An 11,493-nucleotide genomic window follows, 5' to 3' on the forward strand; every position below is an offset into this window, starting at 1 on the left:
CACGGGCGAAGCCAATGCGTCGACACGAATCAGCTACCCCAATACGGGGCGGTGGACTGCACCCACGGTTTCTCAGGCGTGGGCCCCCGGCAACGGGCTTCAGGACGGAGATCAAATCTGGCCCGACTGTTGCGACTGAAGACCTGATCCAGTGACCGCCCTAAAACGGTCAGCTTGGCGCATCACCAAACCGCCGTCATTTCCATCTCGCTGGCCGGGTGCTCCCTACAGGGGAATGGCCCGGATCCAACCACTGCCGACGACGACGGGATCAGGGCAACCCGCCCAACCAGTGCGGTAGGACCCTTTCTTGTGACCTCCGTCACCGATGGGGACACGATCGGAGTCACCATCAACGGCCAATCAACCCGCGTCCGCCTCATCGGCATCGACACCCCGGAAGTCAGCGCTCCCCGGAAAACTGTCCAATGCTTCGGACGCGAAGCATCCCGGCGAGCCACCGAACTCATGGACGGAACCCAAGTCTGGCTCGAATACGATCCCAGCCAGAGCCGACAGGACCGTTACGGCCGCACGCTGGCGTACGTCTGGCAAGCTGAGGCCGTGCTCGTCAATGAAAAACTGGTGGTCGAAGGCTTCGCCCACGAATACACCTATGAGTCCCCCTATAAGTATCAGGACAGCTTCCGCGAGGCCGAACAGCCCGCCCGCACCTCCGAACGAGGCCTTTGGAGCCCAGCCACGTGTGCAGGCAACACAAACTGAAATCAGCATTCCTCGATTAGCGGTGACGCTGCCCATGGCGACCTCAATTTTCGCGGAACCACGTCTGATATTTTCGATCACAGACGACTGCCGAACGCCAACCAAATACCCCTGTTGCCTGCTTAGGAGCCAACACGGATGAGCTCCCGGCGGACAAGCGTATGAGCGATGTGTTCTTGGAGCGGCCCCCTGCGCGTGTCTACACTTCTGCAGAAATTTGTACACACAGTCGGACTGAATGCCCCTGACCTGCAGCAACACTGTGTCAGTTCGTGGGGCGCAGGCGCAGTCCCACACACCTCGCTCTCCAAGGCCGACTGGTTCGCCGTTCCATGCCTTCGACGCAACCTCGTCGCCGGCTGGTCCGGCTTTCGCACCCGGATTCCCCCGTAGTTCATGCCCGAAGCGCTGCCAAAGAGCATGAACATGTGACACCAGGAACGGACCGTAAGCGGAAGGGGCTCACAAGATGGCCACCAGGGCAGCCGAGGCACCAAACGACGCTTCGGACATCGGTTTTGCCGCACGTCATGTCGCACATTGTGTTCGTACGCATGAAGTCGTATCAACCGAAAACAGTCCAGAAAAGGACCAAGCTGCAAGGTGAACGACCCCACGTGTACAGGCATGCACAATGTGCACACCCCTTTGGCCGGACAAAAAGCCACGTTCCCGCTCCCCCAGACGACAGAAAGAAGCGAGACACAGCGAAAAAAGACTCGGGAAACCACACCAAGGTCATGTCCTCAACACGACCCGTAACCATGAAGGAGTGATGGCCAACCAAGGCCACCATGACAAGCAAGAGAAGGAGACAAATAACCCCACATCCAGCGCTGACTTCAAGAGAGACATCGCCCGCGGCCACCCCCACGACGAGATCAAACGTCGCATCCGTGCTGAAGTCATGCCGATAGCCATTGATCCACAGCATCAGAACCATCAGCGTCCACGCGGTACGCTTGTTGCCGTCGATCAGCGGATGGAACCGCGCCACCGACTCCAGCAGGGAAGCCGCCTTCATCGGCAACTGCGGATAGGCCTCCACGCCCAAGACTGTCGTTGCAGGCCGGGCCAAAGCCGAGGCCAGGAGACCGATGTCGCGGATATGGAACCCGTACCGGCCAACGACCTGCAGCGCATCTGAATCAAACGCCCATTCGCACACCTGCGCGAGTTTGTGGCGACACGCACGAAAGACGCCACTGATCCGGCCGTCATCTTCACTCGCGATGCGCTGACAACTGTCCAGGAACTCAGGCAAGAGGAAGGGCTGGGCATCTTCCTCTGCGGTGGCGGAGACCTGGCCGGGCATCTTCTTCCTGAGATTGACCGCCTGATCCTCAAGCGCAACCCCATTGCCCTCGCTGCCGGGGTCCCTCTGTTTGGAGGCGTCACCTTTCAGCCGGCCTCCTTCCACGCGGTCAGCGCGCGAAGGTTCGCTTCCGGAGTAGTGATCGAGGAGTACGAGCGCGTCCGGTGAGGGATCCCAATTCGTGCATGATGGCCGACCAGCTAGCGGACGGAAAGGGGCCAGCCGGATTCGGCTGACCCCTTCAGGTTGTACGTGCAATTCAGTTGGTTCGAGAGGCCGCTGACTGAATGGCTTTGGCGAGGTCGCGGGGACGGCTCCACATGGGCCAATGCCCCGTCGGGAGGTCAATGACGTCGAGGTGCTCGATGTTCGCGACTTCGGCAAACATGGCATGGCCTGCACGGGCCAGCTCTAGCACCTGCGCGCTCGGGATCGAGCAGCACACCAGGGTGGTCCGGACCTTGCGGCGGGCATTGTTCGTGAGCTCGACGCGCTGACGAAGCACGGGACCGGGCTCAGGGACGGCCCGGGCCCGAAAACGCTCGAGGACCTCTGCGCTCAGGCCTTCGAGGCTCGCCTGCCGTGCGAGCACGTCGAGGGACGGCAGCGGAAGCTCCTCCACCCCCTCCGGGAGGTCTGGGGCGAAGGCGCTTCCCGTCGCCGTAGGGCCGGAGTCGACCCACACCACTCGATGGACAAGCTCAGGGTGTCGGTCAAGGACCAGGCTAACGGGGGCGTTCGCCCCGCTGTGAGCGACGAGAGTTGCGGGCTGATCCTCGGAGACCCCGAGTTGAGTGATGACGTCCAGGACCGCTGCGGCTTGATCGTCGAGAGTCTTCGCCGCACGCTCGGGATCGTCCCCGTCGAGACCGGGCAGTGTCATCGCGATTGCACGCGAGTGGTCGGGTGTCAGGTGTTCAAGGACTTCATCCCACGCCCAAGCGCCCAGCCAGTGGCCGGCGATGAGAATGATGGGCGGACTGCTTGTGGTAGTTGTCATGTCACTACCCTCGCAGGCACTACGGACAAGGGTATGTCACTATTTATGTCATGAATTTGCCGGGGTCTGAACTGTGAAGCGAGTCGAACGGCTCCATGCTCTATCCGAGATGTTGCGCCGCAGCCGCGCGCGGGGCGCTTCCGCCGAACGGTTGGCAAGAGAGTTTGAGGTATCCGTGCGCACAATCAAGAGAGACCTCGATGCGTTAGAAAACAGCGGCGCGCCTATATGGTCTCGCCCAGGTCCGGGCGGTGGCTACGGATTGGCTACAGGCGCGTCCCTGCCGCCTGTCAGCCTTTCCCCAGCGCAGGCCGTGGCGCTCATGGCAGCCGTGTCCGCTGCACCCGACGCCCCCTACGCCGATCTGGCAGCAGCAAGTATCCAGAAGATCCTGGACGTCCTCGATCCCAAAACCCGAGCACGAGCCGACGAACTGGCCCACCGCGTCTGGGTCAACGCGCTTCCCTCCTCTTCGCGCGCAATCAAGTCAGCACTGGAGGAAGCGATGGCCGAGCAGCGAGTAATCCGCATTCGCTACACATCGAGAGACGAGACCACGACCACCCGCGACGTTGAGCCAGTGCTGTTCGCCTCCACGAACGGCCAGTGGTACCTAGTTGGGTGGTGCCGACTGCGCAACGCAATGCGATGGTTCACCGTCTCGCGCATCGAGCGAGCCAGCTTAACCAAGACGGCCTGCGGCGGCCATACCATCCACGAGGTCGGAAAACCCCCAGCAAACGCCAGACCGGTCCACAGTCGGGGCGAGTGAGTCACTCAATCAACCTCTCCGGTCAGTACAGCTGATCTGCATCGCCGTGCGAGACCCGCCCCCAAAGTGTCCTGTCGGGGATCCCTGAACGCAAATGGCCACCGCGTACCGCAGTCGTCCGTGGTGTTGGTGAACGGCTTGGTTCCTTATCCTTTAGGCCGTGTAGGCCGTGCACTTCTTGGCAGTAGGTCGAGGAGTTGTTGGGTGTGCCCGGGTAGCTCTACGGCTGCCAGTCCGGTGATGAGTTCCCTCAAGGGGACGGGCTGATCGACCAGGACTTCGTTGTTGGACAGGAGCCTGCTGGGCACCATCGTGTCGAGTTCGGGCTCGCTCAGTGTGGGGCCGGTCAGTGTGCACAGTGCATCTGCTTGGGCGCGGATGCGGTCGCGAAGTCCGGTGGTGCCGCCGGCCAGGGTGATGACGCGCCCGATGGTCCATGTATCGAGAGCGATGCGGTTGTCGTACGTCGTGTTGATCCCCGCGGCCACGGCTGATATTGCCGCGATGGTGGTCGCGTTCACGAGCGTGACGTGGGCCAGGATCTGCTCGGCATTCCATCCTCCGTCATGCGGTGTGCAGCGCGTTTCGCCTGCATCCGCCACGGTGGAGGCGGCGTCGAACAGTGTTTGGTAGGCATTTCGAAGTTGGGTGGTGTCCATTGCGTCTCCGGCTTTCTGCGGTCGTGGTGCATGTTCTAGGTGTGCGCGGGTGACATGCCCCAAGGTGCTTGTGGGAGTACCTCGCCAGTTTCCAGAAGGGATTTCAGGTTCGCCAGCACGGCCGGCCAGCCGTGGGAAATACCGTTCAGCATCTCCCGGTTAGGAAGATTCTCGTGGGTCACGGTGAGCCGGACGATGTCCTCGTGCGGTTCGACGAGGAAGGTCACCACGGATGGTTCCCTCGGGGATTCGTCGTCGGGAGCATCATCGAAGGTGATGACCAGGCGTGTGGGAGGTTCGACCGTAATCACGCGTCCGGCGACATCGACGATCCCGGATCCATCGATGCGTTGATGTTCCCAAGCCGAGCCTGGCTGCCAATCTGAAACGTTCGCGTGGGCCCAGTATTGTGCGGTCACGTCTGCATCCGTCAGGGCTTGCCATACCTGCTCAGCGTTTGCCCGGATATAGGTGACATAGAGATAGGTCGGGACGGGGACAGGTTCGGTACTCATGGCGCTCTCCTCTGCTTGGTTCCTGATCGCATTCATCGTTCGCAATCGGGGCTTGTCGAATTCTGCGATCCACCGCTGCTCGATCTCTTGGATCGGCGTCGGGTTCAGGTAGTGGAGTCGTTCGCGTCCACGCCGCACGACAATCACCAGATTGGCTTCTTCCAGGATGTCCATGTGCTGGGTGGCTGACTGACGCTTCATGTCCAGGCGTTCGCACAGCTCGCGCAACGACTGACCGTTATGCTCGCGCAGACGGTCAAGCAGTAGCCGGCGGGTTGGGTCGGCCATCGCTTTGAAGACCGAATCCATTTCTCTGTCATCAGAACTCACAGGATCATTATGCAGGCACTTGCCTGCCTAACGTCAAGGGCCAGATAGATCGGGACGCCCATGGTGGTCCAACCTCTGGTGCCCGTACGCCGGTCCCGCACCGGCGAAAGCGCCACCCAAAATTTCCAGATCACGATCGCCACACTTCCGCGGCCGGTCGATTCCCGTAAGACCCGCCCGCAAAAGTGCCCGGGGACGGGGGTAACGGTACATTCAACGTCACGGACCGGACTCCTCATCTGACACGCCCTCGTATCCACGAAGGACCGCCGCGAACGCACATGCGATCGGTAAAGATCCGGTCTGGGTCGTCGCCGCGTTGCTCGCCCAGCATGCGTTGACGCCGGCGAGGCCGAGATCGTCGGGGGTTGCTGGCTTTGAATCCGGAGGCCAGCTCACACCCCCAAAACAGCGAGGACGGCTATGCCGGATACCCAGAAGCCGGATGCGGCGGTGACGGGAAACGATGGCTGCAGCGGCGGAATAGTTTTTGGGAAGGCCATGGCAGCAAAGCCCACCGGTTCCTGCAGATCACCCTCGAGTCCGGCTCCGCCTACAGCCTGGCCAGGCTCAGCGAGCTCATGATCAGCTCCGGATCAGTGGCCATGTTATGCCGTTCCCTCCGCATTCCTGCAAGAACAGGTATCAGAGCGGACATTCCGGACCGGCCGCAACCCTCAGTCGACCTAAAGAATAGTGAACAAGTCATGTTGCACGCGGCCCTGGCCACCATGAAGTGGTGAACGCGAAAACCCAAGGGAAGGACGAACAAGGAATGAACACCCAAAAGAAGCCCCACAGGGCGGTACGCGGTCCGCCGTAGTCAGCCGCTGCTCCCCCACAACCGAACAGGTCTATCCGGGACCCCATACACCCGGAAAATCAGATCAGAGGCGAGAGTGTGGACACTGTCCACACAAAGAAACACCAAAAAGCCCCTGACCAGGGAAAACACGTGCCCGAGGTGGGACTCGAACTGCATTCCAGCCCTTGTAAACACTAGGCTCCCGCGGAAACATGCGGAATCCGGCACGATCCGACCCCAGTACGACCCAATCCGAAGCCCGGGGTGTGGACATTGTCCACACCCGACTTCTCCTTTTCATAGACATTAGGCTGACTGCCGTACCCCGCGTCGAGCGGTGCGGCGCTTTGTTGTTCTGAGAAAAATGAGCCGGGACGGTTCAGTCCACGCGCGGGGACCACCGGGTCATGCCTGCGCATGATGCGGGATTCCTGTGCAAGCCAGGCTGCGCTCTTGGTCTCTGGCGTCTTCATAGCGACTCCACCTCCCTTCAGCCGTTTTCATGTTTCGATCGACTGACAGACGCATGACCCGCGGCACTGCACCCCTTGAGGTGGCAGGTTGTCAATATCCGCCCCCATTCCGGATCGGCAGCAACCATTGCGCGCCGGCGGTAAGGTCGTCCACGCCCTGGCCCTGTGCATGGTCGCCGTTACAATTGACGTCGGGACTTGGCTTGCAGCCGTCGTCCTGCTCGGCGTCGGCACTGCCACATCAGTAGGCGGCGGACGATAGCGCGTGGTCGCCGTCGTGGTGGCGCTTGTGCTGGTGGCGGTCCCCATCGGATTCATCGTGGTAATCGCGGCCCAGCCTGGCAGCCAGCCGGCTTCCGCTCCACCTGCGGAGACCTCTCCGCCAGCGGTCACGAGTTCCCCCGCGTAATCGCCGACCGCGTCGCCCTCGCCGCCCGCACCTCGCCTGGCTGAGACTCAAACTCCTGGAAGTGGACAGACCCCCGGTGACAGCACCCCCACCGCGTAGCCAAGCACTCGATGACCCACCCCGGCTTCACCAGTCTCTCCGATTCGCTGATTGCCCAGCAGGTCCTCGGAGCCGAGCCGGCCAGCGTGGCTGTCGGCGCGGATCCTCGCCCATCCTTCCGCTTCCCCTATGGGAACGGATGCACGAACCCTCTCAGCCCTGAACAGCCTGGGATATGTCGCCGTCCGGTGGACGACGGCAGCACTTTGGAGGCCGACCCTCTGCCAGAACAATGGCGGATCAGCGCCGCCGACTGTGGCTTCGTGACCCTCCACGAGCGGGCGGCATCGTAGCGGGGTCCCGGCCCGAGCTGAACGCTCCGTCTGCTCAAGTAAGGACCAGGGCGCGGACCGGGTCGTTCAGAGCGATCACCAGCACGTCGTTGTTGAGTGCTGTCAGCATCAGCCCATCCCCGGGCTCTACTGGATCAGCACCAGGCCGGGGATCTGCTACTGAGATCATCTCAAACTTTCTCTGTCGGATCTTCTTGCCTTGAGCAGCGTGCCCCCGTTCCCGCATCGAGGCGCCGGATGCTGTTCATCAGTGGCATCCGGCGACGGCGAGGGCGCTGAATTCATCGTGCAAGAGCGCCCAAGCGTGAATCGATCAGGGCCTCGGCATCCCGAACAATCCTGGCTACCAGCTTTTCGCAGCTTGGCACGTCGTGGATCAGCCCCTGGACCATACCTACGGTCCAAACACCATGCTCGGGATCGCCCTCCACATAGACCCGTCTGCCTCGTGCACCGGCAACCAGTTCCCTAACGTCCTCGAAGACTCCGCCATTGGCCAAGACCTCCACTGCCTGGCGGCTGACGGAATTGCTGGCTACACGTGAGGTATTGCGCAGGGGGCGGAATATGAGCTCTGTGTCCAACTCAGTAGCCGCAACAATCGCATCCTTGATCCTTGAGTGGATCGGGGATTCCCAGGTGCACATGAACCTCGTCCCCATGCTGATCCCGTCAGCTCCGAGTGCTAGCGCCGCGACCAAGCCTCGACCGTCGGCTATGCCTCCGGAGGCCAACACCGGGATTCGGAGCAGGGCTGTAGCAGCAGGAATCAGGACCAGCCCTGGAACATCATCCTCGCCAGGATGACCGGCGCATTCGAACCCATCAATGCTGACGATGTCCACCCCCAGCGACTCGGCTTTAAGTGCATGCCGCACGCTGGTGCATTTGTGAATGGTGGTGATCCCGTTCGCCTTAAATACTTCCACGAATGAACCCGGGTTGTTCCCGGCGGTCTCCACGACGGGGACACCTGAGCTCACAATTACATCGCGGTACTCCTCGTAGGGAGGCGGAATAATGGACGGCAGGATGGTGAGATTCACTCCGAATGGCCGGTCTGTCAGGTCTTGGCAGCGCCGAATCTCCCGTGCCAGATTTTCAGGTGAGCCGGTTGTGAGCGCACTAATGACGCCGAGCGCGCCGGCGTTGGAGACAGCAGCCGCCAGTTCGGCAGTGGCCACCCACTGCATGCCGCCCTGAACTATGGGATGTTCGATGCCAAGAATGGTCGTTGCCCGTGTTTTCATGACTGAATTCCTTCCGGGGCCACGAAGCGGAGATGTCCCGCAACGCTGGCGGGCCGCTCTGGTCCCTCAAGTTCCATAGGTGTTCCGGACGAAGTTCCATGCTGCACGGTTGGCCGGCGTCACGGCCATCTGCTCAATCCCGCTTCGGATCCCCGACTCTACCGGCAGCAGTGAGGGAAACCTTCCCTCACCGCTCCGGCTGGACAGATGCCCGATTCCCCTTAGTGCGCCTTTTACTAGTGTCGACTGCACGGTGAAGCTCTGATTGGATCGTCCTCACAGTCCGTACCGGCGGATTCTGTCGTAAAGCGTTCCGCGCGAGATTCGCAGTCGTTCTGCGGCGTCCGATTTGTTCCCAAGGCACTCACGCAGCACAGATGCAATAACCTCCCGCTCCGCCCGTTCAAGCTGACCTAGGGCCGGCGGAACTACTACCCTCGGAGCGGCTGAACCCCTTGCGACCGAACGTGCAAGGCCTGCGAGATCAAGTCTGCTCAGTACTAACGAGCAACCCTCCGTAGTCTGCGGCGGCACCACGGGGACAATTTGCGCTCGAATGCCCATCGGTAGGACGAATTCCCTAATATACGGTCCGGCTTCCTCGACAAAGCTCCACAACTGCTCTCGGTCAAGTGACAATCCGCCAAGACCGTCTTCGGCGATCATCGTGTGGCGGTCCAGAGTAATGACGGCCGCTCCCGTACCCGCCTTGACCCGCATGTGTGCATCGAGGAGCCGCTGGTGGCGGGCGCACGAGAGACGCGTCAGGGAGTCCTGTATCCCACTCAGCATCATATTGAGTGCAATCTTTAGATGTGGGCTCGGCTCGCCAGCAAGTGACGTGACGTTTACGGCGCCAAGCAACTTTCGAGTGATGGGATGCAGGATTGGACTCGCCGCACAAACAAGTTTGTGCATGCGCTCATCCAGGTGGTCAGTGCCATGGACGACTGTGGGGGCACGGGTCGCAAGCGCGACGCCCACTCCATTCTTGCCCGCAGAACGCTGGGCCAAGTCGGCACCCTCGCTGACATCTGCCCGCGCAAGATGCCGACGGAGGCTCGGTTCCGCCGCCCAGTCGTAAGTCACCTTTCCATTGGCGTCTGTGATGGCGAGCCAAGTCGTTGTCCCTTCGAGGGCCGCCTCCGTTGAGGTGAGCGCTCTTCGCACAACGCTGAAGAGAGAGACTTGCTCCTCAATGGAATTCGACATCTTGGTGTTCCTTCGCGTCATTGCGTTGATGGATCGTCCCGCTAAGCGGGCTGTTGCCGGTGCACAGAATCCATTTGTTCCGGTCGATTTAGTTCGAATCGGAGTCCTGTTAGTCGGGCTTTCCAGCGGAACCATGGCCGTAAGTTGAAGTCCTCTGAACTGAGGAGCAGGGTAAGGCCGCGACTGGCGAGTCCGGCGCCTTTACGGCGAACGCATAAGGATTCATCAGAATTCCGGGGACAGCCGAAGGCTGGACTTGCATATGCAAAGCCAGCCTTCGGCGCAGTCAGCCACGCTACAAGCGATCTGGGGAGACTACGTTGTGGGGTCCACCAGCAGCTTCATTTTTTGGCCGGCACGGAGCTGTTCGAATCCTTGGTCGATGACGTTGGTGAGGGGGACGTCATCGACCCATCCGGTGGTGTTGTAGTGGCCTTTTGCCATGAGTTTGATGACTGCGGAGTAGTCGGCTGCGGTGTAGCAGATGGTGCCTTGGATGCGTCGTTCGCGGAGCACGAGGTTGATGAGGGGGGTGGGGAGGGGTTTTTCGTAGATTGCGACGCTGATCAGGGGGCGGCGTTCGCCGAGGCATTCGAGGGCTGATTGCACTGCGGGGGCTACGCCGGCGGCGTCGAATGCGGCGTCGACTCCGTTGCCGTTGGTCCGGTCAGCGATGAGGGCGGTCACGTCCTGTTTGGTCGGGTCCAGGGTGCGTGCGCCGAGTGCCTCGATGGACCTGCGGCGGGTCTCGGATGGTTCAACCACGTCGATTTCGGTCAGGCCCATCCCGCGCAGGGCGAACCATAGGCCAATGCCGATGGGTCCTGCGCCGTAGATCAGCGCCCTGCTCTGATCGTTGACTTCACCGAGCGTGGCCGCGTGGTAGGCGACGGACATCGGTTCGACCAATGCTCCCATCTCCAGCGAGACGCTGTCGGGGAGTTTATGGACCTGGTTGCTGGGCACGACCGTGTATTCTGCCATCCCGCCGTCGGCCATCAGCCCGTGGAAGCCGATCACATTGCATAGATTGTAGTGGCCGGTCCTGCACGGTCGGCACTCACCACAGCGATATATGGGCTCGATGGTGACGCGGTCGCCCTCGCGAATATCCGTGACGTTTGGGCCGATCTCGGTGACTACACCAGAGAATTCATGGCCCAGGGTCAGGGGCAGGCATCGGCCTGTGAGCGGGTGAGGGTCCGTGGGCGGTATGAAGATCGGCCCGTCGTAGTATTCGTGAAGGTCGGTGCCGCAGATTCCGTTGCGGCTGACTTTGATCTTCACCTGGCCTTCGCCTGGGGTTGGTTCCGGTACGTCTTCGATTTCAAGTTTGTTTTTGCCGTAATAGACTGCTGCGCGCATGGAGTCTCCTAGTGTTGTGTCGGGTCTCAGATGATGCGGATGAGTTTCTTGTTCGCGAACTCGTTGAGTCCGAATTTGGCGAGTTCGCGGCCTATTCGCCCTACGGGCTCGGCAGCGCGGTCGTCACCGACGACGAGCAGCCGGCCGCCTGCGGCCCGGGAAGGATGGCTTGGCGGGCTGTCCTTCCCGGGCCGGCGGTGGTGGTGCTGGTCAGGCCGGGGTCAGGATGTCGGCGTCGGTTGCGAAGTTCGGGTACTTGTTGGAGGCCTC

12 protein-coding genes are annotated in these 11,493 nt (G+C 61.3%); 4 read left to right on the forward strand and 8 right to left on the reverse strand.

The annotated features are described in order from the left end of the window. The first annotated feature begins 312 nt into the window (after positions 1 to 312). Positions 313 to 726, forward strand: coding sequence for a thermonuclease family protein (locus CXR02_RS19330; protein WP_181037293.1), 414 nt, complete (start codon positions 313 to 315; stop codon positions 724 to 726). A 565-nt stretch (positions 727 to 1,291) separates the two neighbouring features. Here CXR02_RS19330 and CXR02_RS23065 read toward each other — a convergent pair. Next, positions 1,292 to 2,041, reverse strand: coding sequence for a type II toxin-antitoxin system death-on-curing family toxin (locus CXR02_RS23065; RefSeq protein WP_368784605.1), 750 nt, complete (start codon positions 2,039 to 2,041; stop codon positions 1,292 to 1,294). Between CXR02_RS23065 and CXR02_RS23315 the strand changes: the two genes are divergently transcribed. Further along, positions 2,000 to 2,209, forward strand: coding sequence for a hypothetical protein (locus tag CXR02_RS23315; protein WP_368784607.1), 210 nt, complete (start codon positions 2,000 to 2,002; stop codon positions 2,207 to 2,209). The two genes, CXR02_RS23065 and CXR02_RS23315, sit on opposite strands and share 42 nt — an antisense overlap. Before the next feature lie 91 nt (positions 2,210 to 2,300). On the opposite strand, the gene CXR02_RS19340 is transcribed toward CXR02_RS23315, so the two are convergent. After that, on the reverse strand, positions 2,301 to 3,041 hold the full coding sequence (locus tag CXR02_RS19340; protein ID WP_104063460.1) for an alpha/beta fold hydrolase: 741 nt from the start codon (positions 3,039 to 3,041) through the stop codon (positions 2,301 to 2,303). 73 nt (positions 3,042 to 3,114) lie between these two features. Between CXR02_RS19340 and CXR02_RS19345 the strand changes: the two genes are divergently transcribed. Then, on the forward strand, positions 3,115 to 3,813 hold the full coding sequence (locus CXR02_RS19345; RefSeq protein ID WP_104063461.1) for a YafY family protein: 699 nt from the start codon (positions 3,115 to 3,117) through the stop codon (positions 3,811 to 3,813). Between the two features lie 146 nt (positions 3,814 to 3,959). Here the strand turns inward: CXR02_RS19345 and CXR02_RS19350 are convergent, their stop codons facing one another. Together CXR02_RS19350 and CXR02_RS19355 are read right to left on the reverse strand one after the other, a co-directional pair. Next, positions 3,960 to 4,472: a hypothetical protein gene (locus CXR02_RS19350; RefSeq protein ID WP_104063462.1), complete on the reverse strand. Its 513-nt coding sequence runs from the start codon at positions 4,470 to 4,472 to the stop codon at positions 3,960 to 3,962. Positions 4,473 to 4,507: 35 nt separating this feature from the next. Next, positions 4,508 to 5,317, reverse strand: coding sequence for a metalloregulator ArsR/SmtB family transcription factor (locus tag CXR02_RS19355; RefSeq protein ID WP_258061130.1), 810 nt, complete (start codon positions 5,315 to 5,317; stop codon positions 4,508 to 4,510). A gap of 1,797 nt (positions 5,318 to 7,114) precedes the next feature. Here CXR02_RS19355 and CXR02_RS23320 point away from each other — a divergent pair. Further along, positions 7,115 to 7,396, forward strand: a complete 282-nt coding sequence (locus tag CXR02_RS23320; RefSeq protein ID WP_368784606.1) for a hypothetical protein — start codon at positions 7,115 to 7,117, stop codon at positions 7,394 to 7,396. 34 nt (positions 7,397 to 7,430) lie between these two features. Here CXR02_RS23320 and CXR02_RS23070 read toward each other — a convergent pair whose 3' ends face one another. From CXR02_RS23070 to CXR02_RS19370, 4 genes are all read right to left on the reverse strand, one after another. Then, complete coding sequence (locus CXR02_RS23070) at positions 7,431 to 7,565, reverse strand: hypothetical protein (protein ID WP_258061131.1); 135 nt, start codon at positions 7,563 to 7,565, stop codon at positions 7,431 to 7,433. A gap of 112 nt (positions 7,566 to 7,677) precedes the next feature. Beyond that, positions 7,678 to 8,646, reverse strand: coding sequence for a nitronate monooxygenase family protein (locus tag CXR02_RS19360; RefSeq protein WP_104063464.1), 969 nt, complete (start codon positions 8,644 to 8,646; stop codon positions 7,678 to 7,680). A gap of 276 nt (positions 8,647 to 8,922) precedes the next feature. After that, the gene (locus CXR02_RS19365) at positions 8,923 to 9,858 is read right to left on the reverse strand and encodes a helix-turn-helix domain-containing protein (RefSeq protein WP_181037294.1); all 936 of its coding nucleotides are present in this window, start codon (positions 9,856 to 9,858) and stop codon (positions 8,923 to 8,925) included. 315 nt (positions 9,859 to 10,173) lie between these two features. After that, positions 10,174 to 11,223 (reverse strand): 2,3-butanediol dehydrogenase, encoded by a 1,050-nt coding sequence (locus CXR02_RS19370; protein WP_104063466.1) that lies wholly within the window; start codon positions 11,221 to 11,223, stop codon positions 10,174 to 10,176. Between the last annotated feature and the right edge of the window lie 270 nt (positions 11,224 to 11,493).

Origin of the sequence: Arthrobacter sp. 4R501, assembly GCF_002929755.1 — a bacterium.
In the GTDB taxonomy this organism is placed as follows: Bacteria; Actinomycetota; Actinomycetes; order Actinomycetales; family Micrococcaceae; genus Arthrobacter.